Below are 16,724 nucleotides of genomic sequence, written 5' to 3' on the forward strand. Positions count from 1 at the left end.
AGAACGCATCATCTAGATCCACCCCGCTGCCCTCCCGTGCCGCCGTGAGGCGAGCCGTCGGAGCGGGCAGCGCCCCGATCCGAGCCGTACTGATGAGAAAGGCTGCCGACACGATGATCCACGAGCCTCGTAGCGCCGGCGCACCGGCGGGCACGACGGTCGACCAGCTGCTGGAGAAGATCCGTTACGAGGGCGCCTACCCGACGCGCGAACGCGCCGAGGAGAGCCTCCGCGCGGTGTTGGGTGCGCTCGGCCGACAGGTCACCGGTGATGAGCGTGTCGCGCTCGCCGCCGCCCTGCCCAGGGAGGCCGCCCTGGTGTTCACCTCCGAAGTGCCCGCGGTGAAACAGCTTCCCGGCGCTGCCTTCGTCCGCGATCTCGCCGTGCGCACCGGTGGTACCCCGGCGACCGCCCGGTGGGACGCCGGCGTCGTCCTGAGCAGGATCGCCGCTCTGATGGACGACGCTCTCGTCGCCCGGGTGGTGAGCAGCCTGCCGCCCGGCTACGCGCTCCTCTTCGGGCGCGCCGAACTTCTCGCCCAGGCCGCCTGACCAGACGCTTCGCGGCGGCCCGGTCCGGGCCGCCGCGAAGCGGGTCGGCAGACACCGCCGCCGGGGCCGCCGCCCCGGGGCCGCGACTACCGGCGGATCGTCACCGGCTCGATCTCCGCGTTGTTGTGCCGGCGCGCCCAGTTCTCCAGGGCGACCCGGCAGGCGTGGTCGAGGTGGCGCAGACCGGTCAGGTCCAGCTCTATGGGCTGGTCCTGCGGGAGCTTCTCCAACTGCTCCAGGATGCGGGGCAGTCGCAGGAAGGTGGCGTTCCCGGTGAGGGTCACCACGACCCGGCCGCCGGTGAGCCGACGGGTGGTGAGCTGGACGTGCGAGGTCTCCCAGGCCGACTTGACCACCGCCAGCAGCAGGCCGAGCACGACCCCCTCGAACAGGTTGGTCACGACGATCGCGATCGCGGTGATCGCCAGCAGCACGGCCTCCCCACGGTGTTCGCGCCACAGCGGGCCGAACTCCTTGGCGGGCACGAGCTTGCATCCGGCGTGGACGAGGATCCCGGCCAGCGCGGCCAGCGGGATGATCCCGACGGCGGCGGGCAGCAGCGCGGCGAAGAGCAGCAGCCACAGGCCGTGGGCGATCCGAGAGAGCGCGGTGGTCGCCCCGGCCTGGACGTTGGTGGCGCTGCGGACGATGACCGCGGTCATGGGCAGCGCGCCGAGCGCCCCGCAGATGGTGTTGCCGACGCCCTGGGCCACCAGCTCCTTGTCGTAGTCGGTGCGGGGGCCGTCGTGCATCCGGTCGACGGCCGCCGCGCTGAACAGACTCTCGGCCGAGGCGATGAGGGCGAAGGCCAGGACGGTGCCGATGACCGCCACATCGGCGAGCCGGGCGAAATCCGCCCCGCCGGGCGGATCGATGGCCTGCAGCAGCCCGTTCACATCGGCCACCGCCGGCCGCAGTCCGGCCAGGTAGGCGACGGCCGTGGCCAGGGCGACCGCGGCGAGGGGTGCCGGGACGAGGCGTACGGTCGCCGGGAGCTTCGGCCACAGCAGCAGCACGGCGACGGTTCCGGCGCCGAGGCCGAAGGCCGTGAGGGCCTCCTGGTTCGTGATGATCTCGACGGCGAGACCGGGGAGTCCGGCCAGCTTGGCGAGACCGCTGCCCGGCTGTTCGGTGTCGGCCATGGCGTACACCTGGCCCAGCACGATGATCAGGCCGATGCCGCCGAGCATGCCCTGCACCACGGAGACGGAGATGGCGCGGAACCAGCGGCCGAAACGGGCCAGGCCCAGCACCACCTGGAGCAGTCCGGCGGCCAGCACGATCGGGCCGAGCGTGCTGAGGCCGAATTCCTTGACCGCCTCGTAGACGAGCACGGTGAGTCCCGCGGCCGGGCCGCTGACCTGGAGCTTGCTGCCCGGCAGGAAGCCGACGACGAGCCCGCCGACGATGCCGGTGACCAGCCCCAGTTCGGCCGGCACTCCGGAGGCGACGGCGACGCCGACGCACAGCGGCAGCGCGACCAGGAAGACGACGAGTGACGCCAGCAGGTCACGTCGTACGACGTGGGGGTTCTTGAGTTCCTTCGCGGAAATCACGATGGGTTTTCCCTTGTGGGTACGGTCGCGCCCGGCCGGGGGCCGAGCGCGCGAGCGTGGGGGGAGGGAAAACCGTCAAAGGCGGGCGAACTCGGTCCCGCGCTCCGGTCGGTGCACGCTGACGGAGCCGGTGTGCACTTCGTAGTACCAGGCGTGCAGGCCGAGGGTGCCCTCGGCGAGCCGCTCGCGCACCGCGGGATAGCCCCGCAGGGTGTTGAGCTGGGCGAGGGCGTGGGCCTGGATCGCGAGAGGGAGGTCGTCGGGGTCGGCCGCCGGGTCCCTGCCGTCCGTGGAGTGCTCCAGCCAGTGGCGGACGGCGGGCATGGCGGAGAGGTCGTCGCCGCGGAACACGGCGCCCACGGCGCCGCAGTGGGAGTGCCCGCACACGATGATGTCGCGCACCTGGAGCGCGCGCAGGGCGTACTCGATGGTCGCGGCCTCGCCCGTGGGCCGGTCCCGCGCCGGATAGGAGGGGACGATGTTGCCCGCGGTGCGGAGTTCGAAGAGCTGACCCGGGCGGGCGCCGGTGATCAGTGAGGGGACGACACGCGAGTCCGAGCACGTGACGAAGAGTGCTTCGGGGGTCTGGCCGTCCGCGAGATGCTCGAAGTGCTTTGCGTTCGCGGCGACGTGCTCGGTGAATGTCCGGGCGTGTTCTACGAGGGACTGCATGGTGGCCTGCCTCCTGCATCCGGCGGTGCCGGGGAGCGGTGTGGTCGGGTCATATTGACGAATGCTCTGTTGGTAACCGGATGAATGTTCGGAATGATGAGGGTGCCTCACCTTGTGGTTTGCCGGATGGCGGCCACGGTGAAGCCCACTCCGATCGCTCCTTGCGGATACGACTGCACCAGAGCATAACGACCAGAACTTTGCTATCGCATTACCTTCTCGTGAAGGAACACAAATGCGCCACCCATGTCATTCATTCGGCTTGTTCTTTGTGATAGCCAATGGGTGGGGGTGCCGCGAGGGAAGGCGGCGCCGTCAGGTGCGCCGGCCGTGCAGGAAGAGGTGCGGCTCGGGTGCGCCGTCCGGATGGTCCGGGGTGAAGAGCGCGCTGTGCTCCCACTCCACGGTGATGCCCGCCCGCGTGATCAGGGCGGTGAACTCCTCGGTGCCGAAGCTGGAGACCCGGACCGGCTGCCCCATGAAGACCGCGTCGACGTCCGCGGCGTCCACCGGCACCGTCGCGGCGACCAGCAGTCCGCCGGGCCGCAGCGACCGCGCGAGCCGCTCCAGCAGCTCGCGCTGGTCTCCCCGCTCCAGCTGCAGCAGCGAGAAGTACACGCAGACCGCGTCGAACTCGCCCTCGGAGAGGGGGAGATCGCGGACGTCCGCACACCGGAACTCCGCCTCCGGCACCTGCCGGGCCGCGAGCGCGGTCATCACCGGCGACACATCGACGCCCAGCACCCGGTGCCCCGCGTCCGCCAGGGTCCGTGCCGTGGGCCGGCCCGTCCCGCTGCCCACGTCCAGCACCCGGCTCCCCGGGGCCAGGTCTGCCAGCAGCCGCTCCAGCGACTCCCGGTGGGCGGCCGAGGCGGCGAAGGCCCGTTCGTACTCCGCGCCCAGCGCGTCGAAGACCGCGGCGGCCGGATGTCCGGGGCCGACGTCCGCGTCCGGAAGCCCCTGGCCGCCACGGGGTTCCCCGCTGTCACCGAGTCCCTGGCGCTCACCCATCGAGGCGATCCTTCCGTGGTCGGCGGCCGGCCGGGATCCGCGTGCCCGGCCGCTGTGAGCGTCCCCCCGGGAGGGCCTGAGTATGCCGGTCCGCACCCCTGAGTACGTTCCCCGATGTTCCGGTTCCCGGGTCGCTGTTCGATGGGCGCATGACCTCCGAAGCGCCGCGCCGCCCCCGTATCCAGCACGTCACCACCGCCGGCTCCGCGCTGGCCGTCACGCTGCTCCCGCTGGTGGTCGGCGCCCTGCTGGCCAAGACCATGGCGGCGGACCCGATGACGTCGGTGAACGCGCTCGTCACCAGTGGCGGCCACCGTCCGCGGGTGTCGCCGAAGGAGTGGCGCCGGTGCGGGGGCCACGCGCTGCGGCGGCTGCGGACCGCCGACCGGGCCTCTTTCGTCGGCACCGGCACGCGCTGACGCCGTCCGGCCGATGAGCTCCGGCCGGACGGCGTGGCGACGGGCGCAGGCTCAGCGGACCGGCTGGACCGGCCTCTTCCCCTCCGACGCCGGGCGCTCGAACTGGGTGCGGTACAGCTCCGCGTACCGCCCGCCGGCCTCCAGCAGCTCGGTGTGCGTGCCGTTCTCGACGACCCGGCCCGCCTCCACCACCAGGATCCGGTCGGCGGCCCGTACGGTCGAGAGCCGGTGGGCGATCACCAGGGCGGTCCGGCCGGCCAGCGCTTCGGCCAGCGCCTCCTGGACGGCGGCCTCGGAGGTGGAGTCGAGGTGCGCGGTCGCCTCGTCGAGGATCACGACCCGCTGACGGGCCAGCAGCAGCCGGGCGATGGTCAGGCGCTGGCGCTCCCCGCCGGAGAGCCGGTAGCCGCGCTCGCCCACCACCGTGTCGAGCCCGTCCGGCAGCGAGGCGATCAGACCGTCGAGCCGGGAGCGGCGCAGGGCGTCCCAGACGTCGTCCTCGGAGGCGTCGGGCCGGGCGATCAGCAGATTGGCCCGCACCGACTCGTGGAAGAGGTGCCCGTCCTGGGTGACCATGCCGAGCGTGTCCCGGATCGAGTCCGCGCTCAGATCGCGTACGTCGACACCGTTCAGCCGCACGGAACCGGTGTCCGTGTCGTACAGCCGGGGCAGCAGCTGCGCGATCGTCGACTTGCCCGCTCCGGAGGAGCCCACCAGTGCGATCATCTGGCTGGGTTCGGCGCGGAAGGAGACGTCGTGCAGGACCGTGGTGCCGCCCCGGTCGTCGAGCGTGGCGACCTCCTCCAGCGAGGCGAGGGAGACCTTGTCGGCGGAGGGGTAGCCGAAGGACACCTTGTCGAACTCCACGGAGACCGGGCCCTCCGGCACCCGGCGGGCGTCCGGCTTCTCTTCGATCAGCGGCTTCAGGTCCAGGATCTCGAAGACCCGCTCGAAGCTGACGAGCGCGCTCATCACCTCGACCCGGGCCCCGGCCAGCGCGGTGAGCGGCGCGTACAGCCGGGTCAGCAGCAGCGCCAGCGCCACGACGGCACCCGGCTCCAGGCTGCCGCGCAGGGCGTAGTAGCCGCCGAGCCCGTAGACCAGGGCCAGGGCCAGGGCGGAGACCAGGGTGAGAGCGGTGATGAACGCCGACTGGGCCATCGCCGTACGGACGCCGATGTCACGCACCCGGTCGGCGCGGGCGGCGAACTCGGCCGACTCGTCGGAAGGGCGTCCGAAGAGCTTGACCAGCGTCGCGCCGGGGGCGGAGAAGCGCTCGGTCATCTGGGTGCCCATCGCGGCGTTGTGGTCGGCGGCCTCCCGCTGGAGTCCCGCCATCCGGGCCCCCATCCGGCGGGCCGGCACGACGAACACCGGGAGCAGCACCAGCGAGAGCAGCGTGATCTGCCAGGAGATCGTGAGCATCACGGCGAGCGTCAGCATCAGGGTGACGACGTTGGAGACGACGCCGGAGAGCGTGTTGCTGAACGCCCGCTGCGCGCCGATCACGTCGTTGTTGAGCCGGCTGACCAGGGCGCCGGTCCGGGTCCGGGTGAAGAAGGCGACCGGCATCCTCTGCACATGGTCGAAGACGGCGGTGCGCAGGTCCAGGATCAGGCTCTCGCCCAGGGTCGACGACAGCCAGCGGGTGAGCAGGCCGAGACCGGCCTCGACGACGGCGATGAGCGCGATGAGCAGGGCGAGCCGGGTGACGGTCCCGGTCTCCGCACCGTTCACGATCGCGTCGACGACTTTCCCGGCCAGCAGCGGAGTGGCCACCGCGAGCAGCGCCGTCAGGACGCTCAGCACCAGGAAGCGGTAGATCCGCCGCCGATGGGGCCGGGCGAAGACCATGATGCGGCGCAACGCAGTCCGGGAGAAGGGCCGGCGGTCCTGCTGGGCGTTCATCGCACTGTGCAGCGAATGCCACGCGGTGACTTCCATGTCCATGGGGCGCTCCGAAGTCTGACGGCCCTCGGTCTCCCCCGACGGCCTGCGGATCCCGCGGGCCGTGCGGCCCCGGGTTCACTCGGAACGCTAGGACCTCAGGTTTGGTTGAGGTCAAGTGCGGCGCAGCGGGAGTGTCGGGCACGCCCCGGCCGCGGCGATCGCGCGGACGGTCGGAACGGTCATGCCGGGCTGGCATGATCAGGGGATGAACGAGTGCGTGATCGCCGCGTGTGACGGGGCGTCGAAGGGAAATCCGGGTCCGGCCGCCTGGGCGTGGGTCGTCGCCGACGCGCAGGGGAACCCCGTGCGCTGGGAGGCCGGTCCGCTCGGCACCGCGACGAACAACGTCGCCGAGCTCACGGCGCTGGCGGAGCTGCTGGAGTCCACCGGCCCGGCGGCGCGCGTCGAGGTGCGGATGGACTCGCAGTACGCCATGAACGCCGTGACGAAGTGGCTCCCGGGGTGGAAGCGCAACGGCTGGAAGACCTCCGGTGGCAAGCCCGTCGCCAATCGTGAGCTGGTCACCCGCATCGACGCGCTGCTCGCCGACCGCTCGGTGACGTTCCGCTACGTGCCCGCGCACCAGGTGAACGGCGACCCGCTCAACGCGATCGCCGACCAGGCCGCCAGTGAGGCGGCGGTGGCCCAGAGTCCGGCCGGTACGGCGCACGGTGCCACGGCTCTGCCGGTGCCCGCGCCCGCGCGGTCCACGAAGGGGCGATCGGAGGCGTCCGGGGCGTCGGGCGGCGCGAAGGGGCGGAGTGCGGCGGGCGCGTCCCGGGGCGGGCGGTCCACCGGCACGATCGCGGCGCGCTTCGCGGGCCGGTGCCACTGCGGAAAGCCGTACGCGGCCAAGGAGCCGATCGCGAAGAACCCGAACGGCTGGGGACACCCGGAGTGCCGCACCGCTCCCGCCTGATCACGCGAGGGCATCGGGCGGGGAAGCCCGGAGGACGGTCCGGTCGCTCGCACAGACGTCGTGGAGATGTCGCGGCTGCGCTGTGGAGAGGCTGGGAGGCTCAGACGTCGGCCCAGACGAGGCGGCCCGCCAGTGCGGCGCGGGTGCCCCAGCGGGCCGCCAGCGCGTCGACGAGCAGGAGGCCCCTGCCGTCCTCGGCCAGGTGATCGAGCATGTCGTCGTCCGCGTGGCCGCCCGTCGCCGGAGACCCGGTGACCGGAAGGCCCGCCGAGTCGCCCGGGGAAGCCGGTGCCGGGATCCGGGCCCGGCCGCGGTTCCACACGCAGATGCGCACGCCGTCCGCGGAGCGCAGGAGCCGGCAGCGGATCCGCCGGGTGCTGGTGTGCTGCACGGCGTTGGTGACCAGCTCGGTCACTATCAGGGCCGCCGCCTCGATCCGTTCGGCCGGTTCGCCCCAGGCCCGCATGGCCTCCTGGACCCGGTGCCGGGCCTCCGGAACACCCCCGGGCAATCGGGGAACCCACCAGCTGTGCGCACCTCGGTCACCTCCGGCACCTCCGTCATCGGGAGCACGCTCCGCGCAACTGACTATTTCCGACATGTATGCACTCTCGACGCAAAACGCATACTTTGCAAGTGACAGAGTGTGCAGTGCTCCGCCCCGGGGCTCGACGAGGGAGGTTCCGCGCATGCGAGCCCGTTCAGGTCCCACCGTGGAGCACCGGGTTCTCGCGGTCCGCCTCCGTATGCTGCGGGAACGCGCGGGAATCAGCCTTCGGGCCGCGGCCGACGCGCTGGACGCCCACCCCGCCACCGTGCGGCGCATCGAACGCGCCGAGACCGGACTCGATGCCCGGCAGGTCGGCGAACTGCTCAGCTGTTACGGCGTTCCGCCCGCCGTGGCCGAGCCCATCATGGCCGGGCTCGGAGCCGCGAACCTGCCCGGCTGGTGGCACCGATGGCGGGACGCGATGGACGGCTGGCAGCAGGACGTCATCGGAGTGGAGTCCTCGGCCAGCCTCGTACGGACCTGGCACCCGGCACTGGTGCCCGAACTGCTGCGCACCCCCGCGTACGCCGCCGCGCTCTACCGTACGCAGTACCCCGACGACACCCCCGGCCGCCGGGAGCGCCGAGTCGAGCTGCTGCGGGAGCGCCGCCGCCGCATGAGCGAGCGCGGGGCCGCCCTGTGGGCCCTGTTCCCGGCAGTGGCCCTCCATACGCGGGTCGGCGACCGGGGGACCATGGACGGGCAGCGGGCCGCGCTGGCCGAGGCGATGGAGGAACAGCACGTCACCGTCCAGGTAGTGCCCATGGACCACCCGCCGCACCCCCTGACCGGCGTACCGCCCCTGCACATTCTCCGGGTGCCCGCTCCCGAGATCGGGGACCAGGCGGTGCTGGAGACCCCGGGCGTCCGGGTCGACGTCATCGACGATCCCGAAGCCGTGATGGCCCACCGCATCCGGCTCGACGCCGCGTGCGCCGCCGCACCCGGCCCCGGGACCCCGCTGCCGGAGTGACCCCGGGCCCGGCACGGCCGGGATGCGGCGGGCTCCGGCACCGTACAGCGTGGGGGAGTGGTGCAGCCGCGCAGGGCCAAGTGGATCCCGTCGGGGGTCGTCGTGCTGGCCGTCGTGCTGGACCTGGTGACCCCGACGGACGTCACCTCCGCGCCCCTGCTGATGGCGGCGCCCGTCGCCGCGGCACCGCTGCTGACCCTGCGCGGCATCATCGCGATCGGCGCCCTCTCGATGGCGGTCCACGCGGGCCTCGCCTGGTACGACGGCACCTTCGGCTGGCAGCGGGGCGTCGCCAACCAGCTCACCCTTCTGGCCGTAACCGTGCTGGCCGTCCTCATCAACCGCGCCCTGGAGGGCCGGGACGCCCGGACCCGCCGCGCGCGCCACATCGCCGCCGTGGCCCAGAGCGCCGTCCTGCCCAGGCCCCCCTCGCGCCTCGGCGAGCTCAGGATCGCCGCCCGGTACGTGCCCGCCGAGAACGAGGCCATGATCGGCGGTGACCTCTACGTCGTCCAGGACACCCCGCACGGGGTGCGCGTGATGGTCGGGGACGTCCGCGGGAAGGGCCTGGGCGCGGTCAGCGCGGTCTGCGCCGACCTGGGCGCCTTCCGGTACGCGGCGGACGAGGCGGAGGACCTGCCCGGCCTCGTGGCGGCGCTGGAGCGGGCCCTCCTGCGTGAGGGCGGCCGCCGCGGCGGCCAGGAGCAGGACGAGGGATTCACCACCGCCCTGATCGCCGAGTTCGCCGAGGACCTCGACGCCGTACGCGTCGTCAACCGGGGGCACCCCCCGCCGGTGCTGCTGGACGCCGAGGGCAGGGCCACCGTCCTCGGACCCTCCGAGGAGGCGCCTCCGCTCGGTATGAGCGCCCTGGGGACCTGGTCCTGCCCGGTCGACACCTTCCCGTTCCCGCCCGGCGCCACCCTCATCTGTTACACGGACGGCGTCACCGAGGCCCGCGACGAGTCCGGGGTCTTCTACGACGCGGCCGTCCGGCTGCCCTCCCTCGTCCGCCACCGCGCGCTGACCGGCGACCCGGCGACCCCGGCGCAGATCCTCCACCTGCTGATCGAGGACGTGGGGCAGCACACCGGCGGCCGGATCCAGGACGATCAGGCGCTCCTCGCCCTGCACCGACCTCGGGTCCGCCCCCGCACGTAACGGCCGCAGTGCGTCGCTGAGGGCTGCATCTGGGCGCACCTGGGACCGCCGTGATCAGGACATTGGTCAAGGAAGTGCTTGACCATGAAAGGTGTATCGATCCATAGTTAAGGACATGCCTAACTATGGAGGATCGCTCGACCGGGTGTTCCAGGCGCTGGCGGACGGAACGCGCCGGGCGATGGTGGAGCGCCTGATCCGCGGACCGGTATCGGTCAGCGAACTGGCCAGGCCGCTGGAGATGTCACTGCCGGCGGCCATGCAGCACATCCAGGTGCTGGAAGCCTGCGGGCTGGTCAGCTCCGAGAAGATCGGCCGGGTCCGTACCTGCCGCATCGAGCCGGACGTGCTGCGGACGGCCGAGGGCTGGCTCGCCGAGCAGCGCACCCCCTGGGAACGGCGCCTGGACCGGCTCGGCGACCACCTGCTCGATGATCCCGGCACACCGGAGCGAGGGAATCTGTGATGATCGACCGTTCTGTCACGCACGCCACGTTCACCCTCGAACGCCTCTACCCCGCCACGGCGGTCCGGGTGTTCGCCGCATGGGCCGACCCGAGGACGAAGGCCCGCTGGTTCTCCACGCCCGACGCCGACCACGAACTGGACTTCCGGGTCGGGGGCCGGGAGGCCAACCGCAGCCGCCCGGGCAGCGGCCCGTCGCTGACGTTCGAGTCCTTGTACCGCGACATCGTCCCGAACGAGCGCATCGTCTACACCTCCGTGCTGCACGTGGGAGACGATCTCGCGGCGGCGTCGCTGACGACCGTGGCGTTCGACCCGGCCGATGGGGGCACCCGGTTGGTCCTCACCGAGCAGGGCACCTTCCTCGACGGCCGGGAGGAGCCCTCCTGGCGGAAGCACGGCACCGGCGACTGGCTCGACGCGTTGGGCGTCGAGCTGCGTGCGGGAGGGCACGAGTGAGCCCGCGGCGCCTCCCGTCGACGAGAACGTGGCCGACCGCATTCCTGCCCGACCCGTCGAGGAGCTCCCATGTCCGACCGTGACCCGATCGCCGAGCTCGGCCCCTTCGGCGATCCCGGCGCCGACGCGACCCCTTGGCCGACCGCACTGCGTGAGCTCCAGCGGGCGCGACTGTTCTGGCTGTCCACCGTCCGCCCCGACGGCCGGCCCCACGTGACACCGTTGCTGGCTGTCTGGACCGGCGGCGCCCTGTACTTCGCCACCGGCGACCAGGAGCGCAAGGCCCGTAATCTCCACGGCAACCAGCACTGCGTCATGACAACCGGCGCGAACGTCCTGGACGGTCTCGACATCACCATGGAAGGCCGCGCCGAGTTGGTGCGCGACCCGGCGGAACGCGGCACCACCGCCGACGCGTACGAGGGCAAGTACGGTCCCCTGCTGACCAGCCCGGAAGGCACCTGGCACGGCCTCGGTGACAGCATCCGCTCGGGCACGGTCCAGCTGTACCGCCTCGACCCGGAGACCGGGTTCGCCTTCGGGAAGGGCAAGGCGTACAGCCAGACCCGCTACCGCTTCCCCCGCCGTCCTTCCGGACGACGGTGAGGTTTGAGGCCGCGATCGCCGGTCACCCGCACGGAAGACACGTACGGCGAGCGTCGTACGACGTATCGACATCGGGAGTGAGCGGAGTTGAGCAGCATCGAGAACTGGCGCCTGCACGCCGCCTGTCGTGAGGAGGACCCGGACCTGTTCTTCCCCATCGGGAGCACGGGCCCCGCCGTCGTCCAGACCGAGGAGGCCAAGGCCATCTGCCGGACCTGTCCGGTACAGGCCGCCTGCCTGGAATGGGCCCTGGAGCACAAGCAGGACTCCGGCATCTGGGGCGGCCTCTCCGAGAACGAGCGGCGCTCCCTGAAGCGCCGCAGCCGCAGGCGGGCGGAGGCCCGGGAACGCGGCACGGCCTGACCCGTACCGCCGTACTCCCCGGCCCGAACGGTGACACCACCGCCACAGGTTCGTCGTACGGGGAGGAATGGGTACACGATGCCCCATGGACACCACCACCGTTTGGCTCGTTCTCGGCGCCGTGGCCGTGCTGATCATGCTGGCCTCGGCCGCCGTGCTCCTGGTGCGCGTCTTCAAGGCCAGGAAGCTGCTGGTCGACGCCGGGATCCCGCTGCGTAGCAAGGCGCTCGTCTGGGCGGCCGTCATCTACACCGTGTCACCGGTCGACCTGCTGCCCGACCCCGTCTACCTGGACGACATCGGCTTCCTACTGGTCGCCCTCCGTTCCCTCCACTCGGCGGCGGCGGCCGCCGCCGGAGTGCGCACGGGTACGCGGGGGAAGAGCGCTCCGTCGGAGAGCCGTCGCGACGCCGCGGGCCGAGGCCGAGCCGGCGAAGCCGACCCACGCCCCGCGGACCCCGGCCTCCTCGGCTGAACGGGGGAGCACTCTGCGAGGCCGTCCCCGGTGCCGGGCCCTGCGGCTCGAAGAAGCCCGGTCCGTGCGGCCGGCGGCCGCGGGGCCGCGCCTGGAGGAACACCTCGCCGGCCGCCTTCGACCCATCACGCGGACGGCGTCGCAGGCCGCTCTCCCCTGCCTGAATCCTGCTGACACGTTCACGACTGCCTGAATCCTGCTGACACGTCACGACCGGCGCCCGTCGGCCCGATGCCGCCCCGGGTCAGCGACCGTCGGCCGGTGCGGCAGCGTCCGCTGTCCGGTGCCGCCTCCGGGGCACCCGGGTCACCGGGGGCAAGGGGCTCAGCGCGGGACGGTGGCGAGGATGACCTTCCCGCCGTTCGCCGCGTCGCGGACCTGTACATCCTGGGCCAGCCGCTGGACCATCGGCCAGCCGAATCCGCCGGTCAGGCCGGTCAGATCGGGCGTCCGGTCCTGCGGGTACGCCGGGCTGGGGTCACTGACGCGGACGTGGACACCCCGGCGGTCCGCGGTCAGCCACAGCGCGGTGACGGCCCCCGCGTGCCGGACGGCGTTGGTGACCAGCTCCGACACGAGGATCAGAAGGTTCTGGACCGTGTGCGAGGTCGGCGCCGGGTGCAGCCGTGCGACGAAGGCGCTGACCGCGTCCCGCGCGTCGGCGGCCTTCTCCGGTCGGCAGACGAAGTCGGTTCGGGTCGCGCCGTCCGGTGAAAGCGTCATCAGAATCCGGTCGTTCATGGTTTCCACCCCGTCACGTGTGCTTTCTGGTGGATTCCGGGTACCCCCGAATCGGCATTTCATGGAAGTCGGCTGCCGGCAAGCGTCACGGCGCACGTACCGCTCCTGATCCCCCCCCGGCATTCCGTCGTCGTCAGGTGGGGCAGCTCCGGGCGCCCGCCCGCGTACGTCCTGTACGAGCACGTGAGCCCGGCTACGCCGAGGGCACGCACCTGACCCCGCAGGGGCCGCCCTCCGGGCGGCGACGGGAGTTCGACGACAGGACCGAGCGGCGCGAGCCAGATTTATATCGTTGAAAATTCTGCGTGCACGACCGTTGTGCAGTGTTTGGTGTTGTGGCTCAATGTTCGACTATGTGCAGTGCCTCGCGGTTCGAGGCACCCCCCGGCTCTTCGACGAGGACGACGCCTTGAGACGACAACACCCGCGCCCCCGTGCCCTGTTCAGGGCTCTGACCTGCGCTGCGGCGCTGCTCATACCGGTCGGTGCCACCCTGGTCCCGACGGCGGCCGCCGCACCCGCCGTACCGTCCGAAGCCACCGCCAACGCCTTCACGGCCGACGACCCGATCACCGATGTCCACGGGCTGAAGGGCGAGTACTTCAGCATGTCCGCCCCGGGCGCCCGGGACTTCGCGGAACTCGGCGCCACCTCCCTGGACCCCGAGATCAACTTCCCCGGACTCACAGGGACGTTCGAGTCGGCCACCGGCAAGACCGAGCACACGACGGCCCGTTGGACGGGACAGCTGGAAGCCCCCGAGACCGGGGAGTACACCTTCTCCGCCATCGGCGACAACGGCTTCCGCCTCTACCTCGACGGAAACGTTGTCATCGACCACTGGGAGCCGGACTGGGACAAGGAGCAGCACAGCGCTCCGATCTCCCTGAAGGCCGGGGAGAAGCACGACTTCAAGCTGGAGATGTTCCAGGACATCGGCGGCGCCAGCATGTTCCTGCGCTGGGGGAGCGACACCCTCGAGAAGCAGATCGTGCCCGAGTCCGCGTTCACCCCGCCCGCCGACTTCGAGGTCTACCCGGTCGCCCTGAGTGTCGCGAAGAACGGCAAGCGCCTCCAGGCCACCTTCCGCGACCGCGTCTCGGACTACCGGAGGGTGAAGGAGCACCTCAAGATCGAGGTCGACACCTCCCCGATGCCGGTGAAGTCGGTGAACCGGGCCTCGGACGACCCGAGGGCGCTGATCGTCGATCTCGCCGCACCGGTCCAGAAGGGCCAGCGCGTCAAGGTCGTCTACGACGGCCAGGGCGGTCTGAAGTCGGGGACCGAGACCGTCCCGGAGATCGGCCGCACCGCCAAGAACCTCTCCACGCACCGTCTCACCACCACCTGGGGCGACAAGCTGGACGAGAACCGCCCGCTCCCGGAGTACCCCCGGCCGCAGCAGGTCCGCGACCAGTGGAAGAACCTCAACGGCCCCTGGGAGTTCGCCGGGGCCACCGAGGGCGAGCAGCCGGTCTTCGGCAAGAAGCTCGACGAGAAGATCATCGTGCCGTTCCCGGTCGAGTCGCAGCTCTCCGGTCTGGAGCGCGACGAGGACCACATGTTCTACCGCAAGCTCGTCACCGTGCCGAAGAACTGGTCGGTCGGCAAGGGGAACAAGGACGCGTCCAAGCGGCTGAAGCTCAACTTCGACGCCGTCGACTATCAGTCCACCGTCTGGGTCAACGGCACCAAGGTCGCCGAACACACCGGCGGCTACACCGGGTTCACCGCCGACATCACCGACGCGCTGAAGGGCGGCGGCCCCCAGGAGATCGTCGTCGCCGTCACCGACGAGACCGGCCCGAACCAGCCCAAGGGCAAGCAGTCGACCAACCCGGGCGGCATCGTCTACACCCCGACCTCCGGCATCTGGCAGACCGTGTGGATGGAGCCGGTCGCCCCCGCCGCCATCGACTCCCTGACCACCACCCCGGACATCGGCACCGGCCGCCTCGCGGTCACCGTCAACTCCGCGAAGGCCTCCCCCGACGCCCGGATCACCGCCGTCGCCCGCGACCGCGGGGGCAAGGTCGTCGGCACGGTCACCGGACCGGCCAACCGCAAGCTGAGCCTGCCGGTGAAGAACCAGCACCTCTGGTCGCCGGACGACCCCTACCTGTACGACCTCGACGTCTCCCTCGCCGACGGCCGCTCCAAGGACAGCGTCGAGAGCTACTTCGGGATGCGCCAGCTGAAGATCGACAAGGTGGGCGGCTACCAGAAGCTCGTCCTCAACGGCAAGCCCTTCTTCTCCCTCGCCATGCTCGACCAGGGTTTCTGGCCCGACGGGCTGTACACGCAGCCCAGCGACGCCGCCCTCACCTTCGACCTGAAGGCACAGAAGGACCTCGGGTTCAACGCCGTGCGCAAGCACATCAAGGTGGAGTCGCCGCGCTGGTACTACCACGCCGACCGGCTCGGACTGCTCGTGTGGCAGGACTTCGTCAACGCCGACATCGACAACGACACCGGCAAGAACGCCTTCCTCACCCAGGGGAAGGAGATGATGAAGCAATTCCACAACTACCCCTCGATCAGCGGCTGGATCGTCTTCAACGAGGGCTGGGGCGAGTGGGACCGCACCGAGACCGGCAAGATCGCCGAGGACGTCAAGGCACTGGACCCGTCCCGCGTCGTCAACGCGCACAGCGGTGTCAACTGCTGCGCTTCCAAGGGCGATTCCGGCAAGGGCGAGATCATCGACCACCACGACTACGTGAACAACGACCCGGCCTTCCCGGACGACCGTCGCGCCGCGATGGACGGCGAGCACGGCGGCTTCACGCTCCGGACGCCGGGGCACATGTGGCCCGGCGCGCCCGCCAACATCTACAGCGGGGTCGCGGACAAGGCCGCCCTCACCGCGAAGTACGTCGACAACACCCGTACGTACTACCTCGCCGCCGCCGGCGCCGAGCTGTCCGGTTCCGTCTACACCCAGGTCAGCGACCTGGAGAACGAGCTGAACGGTCTGTGGACGTACGATCGTCGGGAGATCAAGGTCGACCCGAAGAAGGTCCGGGAGATCAACCGCCAGGTCATCGCCGCCGGGGCCAACGCCGGCGAGCGCGACGAGCTGAAGGGCGGCGGCTCCTGGTCGCTCGACGACAACAAGGGCGCCACCGCCCGCGACAGCGGCCCCAACAAGGCCCACCTCGCCCTGGAGGGCGGCACGTCCTGGGCCCCCGGCGTGACGGGATCGGCGCTGAAGTTCGACGGTGAGGGGCAGTACGCGCAGAGCGCCGGCCCCGTCGTGGACACCACGAAGGACTACACGGTCTCCGCGTGGGCCTCGCTGGACGTCGTGCCGGGCAACTACGCCACCGTCGTCAGCCAGGACGGCCGGCGCACCGAGAACCCCTTCTACCTCCAGTACGGACAGGGCGCGTTCGCCTTCTCCACCCCGGGCGGCAAGCGCGCCCGCCTGGAGATCACCCCGGAGACCGGTAAGTGGTACCACCTGGTCGGGGTCCGCGAGGGCGACACGATCACGCTGTACGTCGACGGGAAGCCCGCCGCCACCACCGAGGCCGGGCCGGCCGATGTGAGCACCGGCCCGCTCTCCGTCGGGCGGGCCCAGTACGACGGCGCCAGGGGCGACTTCTGGAACGGCTCCGTCGATCAGGTCGGGGTGTACGACAAGGCCCTGACCGCCGAGGAGGTGTCCGCGCTGCACGGCGGTCAGCAGCCGTAACGCGGGAAGGACCACGGGTCCCGGACCGCGCCCCTGACCGCTTCCGACTCCGGGCACACCCTCCGCACACAGCCGGCCCGGCCGCGACGGAAGACTCTCCCCGTCGTGGCCGGGCCGGCCGGTCGTTCACCCGCTCGTCGTCATCGGCCCCCGGGG

17 protein-coding genes are annotated in these 16,724 nt (G+C 71.4%); 11 read left to right on the forward strand and 6 right to left on the reverse strand.

The window, feature by feature from the left end:
* Positions 1–113 precede the first annotated feature (113 nt).
* Entirely contained in the window at positions 114–551 is a 438-nt protein-coding gene (locus AC3CH1_RS33975; RefSeq protein WP_488466384.1) for a DUF2267 domain-containing protein, read from the forward strand.
* A gap of 86 nt (positions 552–637) precedes the next feature.
* Here the strand turns inward: AC3CH1_RS33975 and AC3CH1_RS33980 are convergent, their stop codons facing one another.
* From AC3CH1_RS33980 to AC3CH1_RS33990, 3 genes are all read right to left on the reverse strand, one after another.
* Positions 638–2,107: a SulP family inorganic anion transporter gene (locus AC3CH1_RS33980; protein ID WP_488466385.1), complete on the reverse strand. Its 1,470-nt coding sequence runs from the start codon at positions 2,105–2,107 to the stop codon at positions 638–640.
* Positions 2,108–2,182: 75 nt separating this feature from the next.
* On the reverse strand, positions 2,183–2,779 hold the full coding sequence (locus AC3CH1_RS33985) for a carbonic anhydrase (RefSeq protein WP_488466386.1): 597 nt from the start codon (positions 2,777–2,779) through the stop codon (positions 2,183–2,185).
* A gap of 315 nt (positions 2,780–3,094) precedes the next feature.
* Complete coding sequence (locus AC3CH1_RS33990; protein WP_488466387.1) at positions 3,095–3,790, reverse strand: class I SAM-dependent methyltransferase; 696 nt, start codon at positions 3,788–3,790, stop codon at positions 3,095–3,097.
* A 149-nt stretch (positions 3,791–3,939) separates the two neighbouring features.
* Between AC3CH1_RS33990 and AC3CH1_RS33995 the strand changes: the two genes are divergently transcribed.
* A complete protein-coding gene (locus AC3CH1_RS33995; RefSeq protein WP_488466388.1) occupies positions 3,940–4,209 on the forward strand; it encodes a hypothetical protein in 270 nt (89 codons plus the stop codon).
* Between the two features lie 51 nt (positions 4,210–4,260).
* On the opposite strand, the gene AC3CH1_RS34000 is transcribed toward AC3CH1_RS33995, so the two are convergent.
* A complete protein-coding gene (locus tag AC3CH1_RS34000; RefSeq protein WP_488466389.1) occupies positions 4,261–6,159 on the reverse strand; it encodes an ABC transporter ATP-binding protein in 1,899 nt (632 codons plus the stop codon).
* Between the two features lie 205 nt (positions 6,160–6,364).
* Between AC3CH1_RS34000 and AC3CH1_RS34005 the strand changes: the two genes are divergently transcribed.
* Positions 6,365–7,078 carry a ribonuclease H family protein gene (locus AC3CH1_RS34005; protein WP_469222827.1) on the forward strand — a complete coding sequence of 238 codons (714 nt, stop codon included), beginning with the start codon at positions 6,365–6,367 and terminating at the stop codon, positions 7,076–7,078.
* 100 nt (positions 7,079–7,178) lie between these two features.
* Here AC3CH1_RS34005 and AC3CH1_RS34010 read toward each other — a convergent pair whose 3' ends face one another.
* A complete protein-coding gene (locus AC3CH1_RS34010; RefSeq protein WP_488466390.1) occupies positions 7,179–7,589 on the reverse strand; it encodes an ATP-binding protein in 411 nt (136 codons plus the stop codon).
* A 178-nt stretch (positions 7,590–7,767) separates the two neighbouring features.
* Here AC3CH1_RS34010 and AC3CH1_RS34015 point away from each other — a divergent pair, with 178 nt between their 5' ends.
* From AC3CH1_RS34015 to AC3CH1_RS34045, 7 genes are all read left to right on the forward strand, one after another.
* A complete protein-coding gene (locus tag AC3CH1_RS34015; protein ID WP_488466391.1) occupies positions 7,768–8,601 on the forward strand; it encodes a Scr1 family TA system antitoxin-like transcriptional regulator in 834 nt (277 codons plus the stop codon).
* Between the two features lie 57 nt (positions 8,602–8,658).
* The gene (locus tag AC3CH1_RS34020) at positions 8,659–9,762 is read left to right on the forward strand and encodes a PP2C family protein-serine/threonine phosphatase (protein WP_488466392.1); all 1,104 of its coding nucleotides are present in this window, start codon (positions 8,659–8,661) and stop codon (positions 9,760–9,762) included.
* Positions 9,763–9,877: 115 nt separating this feature from the next.
* Positions 9,878–10,228 carry an ArsR/SmtB family transcription factor gene (locus AC3CH1_RS34025; protein ID WP_488466393.1) on the forward strand — a complete coding sequence of 117 codons (351 nt, stop codon included), beginning with the start codon at positions 9,878–9,880 and terminating at the stop codon, positions 10,226–10,228.
* Positions 10,228–10,686 (forward strand): SRPBCC family protein, encoded by a 459-nt coding sequence (locus AC3CH1_RS34030; protein WP_488466394.1) that lies wholly within the window; start codon positions 10,228–10,230, stop codon positions 10,684–10,686. Before AC3CH1_RS34025 ends, AC3CH1_RS34030 begins: the two co-directional genes overlap by 1 nt.
* A gap of 69 nt (positions 10,687–10,755) precedes the next feature.
* Positions 10,756–11,292 carry a pyridoxamine 5'-phosphate oxidase family protein gene (locus AC3CH1_RS34035; protein ID WP_488466395.1) on the forward strand — a complete coding sequence of 179 codons (537 nt, stop codon included), beginning with the start codon at positions 10,756–10,758 and terminating at the stop codon, positions 11,290–11,292.
* 96 nt (positions 11,293–11,388) lie between these two features.
* Positions 11,389–11,655 carry a WhiB family transcriptional regulator gene (locus tag AC3CH1_RS34040; protein WP_488466806.1) on the forward strand — a complete coding sequence of 89 codons (267 nt, stop codon included), beginning with the start codon at positions 11,389–11,391 and terminating at the stop codon, positions 11,653–11,655.
* Positions 11,656–11,740: 85 nt separating this feature from the next.
* Complete coding sequence (locus AC3CH1_RS34045) at positions 11,741–12,130, forward strand: YkvA family protein (protein ID WP_488466396.1); 390 nt, start codon at positions 11,741–11,743, stop codon at positions 12,128–12,130.
* Between the two features lie 324 nt (positions 12,131–12,454).
* On the opposite strand, the gene AC3CH1_RS34050 is transcribed toward AC3CH1_RS34045, so the two are convergent.
* On the reverse strand, positions 12,455–12,871 hold the full coding sequence (locus AC3CH1_RS34050) for an ATP-binding protein (protein ID WP_488466397.1): 417 nt from the start codon (positions 12,869–12,871) through the stop codon (positions 12,455–12,457).
* Between the two features lie 343 nt (positions 12,872–13,214).
* Here AC3CH1_RS34050 and AC3CH1_RS34055 point away from each other — a divergent pair, with 343 nt between their 5' ends.
* Positions 13,215–16,568, forward strand: coding sequence for a LamG-like jellyroll fold domain-containing protein (locus AC3CH1_RS34055; RefSeq protein WP_488466398.1), 3,354 nt, complete (start codon positions 13,215–13,217; stop codon positions 16,566–16,568).
* The last annotated feature ends 156 nt before the right edge of the window (positions 16,569–16,724 follow it).

Source organism: Streptomyces sp. MGP-P1 (assembly GCF_057766565.1).

What these genes read in the sequence shown, in the direction of transcription:
- AC3CH1_RS33995 (WP_488466388.1), top strand. Translation starts at nt 3,940, where the DNA reads ATGACCTCCGAAGCGCCGCGCCGCCCCCGTATCCAGCACGTCACCACC.
- AC3CH1_RS33985 (WP_488466386.1), bottom strand. Translation starts at nt 2,779, where the DNA reads ATGCAGTCCCTCGTAGAACACGCCCGGACATTCACCGAGCACGTCGCC.
- AC3CH1_RS34050 (WP_488466397.1), bottom strand. Translation starts at nt 12,871, where the DNA reads ATGAACGACCGGATTCTGATGACGCTTTCACCGGACGGCGCGACCCGA.
- AC3CH1_RS34055 (WP_488466398.1), top strand. Translation starts at nt 13,215, where the DNA reads ATGTTCGACTATGTGCAGTGCCTCGCGGTTCGAGGCACCCCCCGGCTC.
- AC3CH1_RS34025 (WP_488466393.1), top strand. Translation starts at nt 9,878, where the DNA reads ATGCCTAACTATGGAGGATCGCTCGACCGGGTGTTCCAGGCGCTGGCG.
- AC3CH1_RS34000 (WP_488466389.1), bottom strand. Translation starts at nt 6,159, where the DNA reads ATGGACATGGAAGTCACCGCGTGGCATTCGCTGCACAGTGCGATGAAC.
- AC3CH1_RS33975 (WP_488466384.1), top strand. Translation starts at nt 114, where the DNA reads ATGATCCACGAGCCTCGTAGCGCCGGCGCACCGGCGGGCACGACGGTC.
- AC3CH1_RS34030 (WP_488466394.1), top strand. Translation starts at nt 10,228, where the DNA reads ATGATCGACCGTTCTGTCACGCACGCCACGTTCACCCTCGAACGCCTC.
- AC3CH1_RS34045 (WP_488466396.1), top strand. Translation starts at nt 11,741, where the DNA reads ATGGACACCACCACCGTTTGGCTCGTTCTCGGCGCCGTGGCCGTGCTG.
- AC3CH1_RS34005 (WP_469222827.1), top strand. Translation starts at nt 6,365, where the DNA reads ATGAACGAGTGCGTGATCGCCGCGTGTGACGGGGCGTCGAAGGGAAAT.
- AC3CH1_RS34015 (WP_488466391.1), top strand. Translation starts at nt 7,768, where the DNA reads ATGCGAGCCCGTTCAGGTCCCACCGTGGAGCACCGGGTTCTCGCGGTC.
- AC3CH1_RS34035 (WP_488466395.1), top strand. Translation starts at nt 10,756, where the DNA reads ATGTCCGACCGTGACCCGATCGCCGAGCTCGGCCCCTTCGGCGATCCC.
- AC3CH1_RS33990 (WP_488466387.1), bottom strand. Translation starts at nt 3,790, where the DNA reads ATGGGTGAGCGCCAGGGACTCGGTGACAGCGGGGAACCCCGTGGCGGC.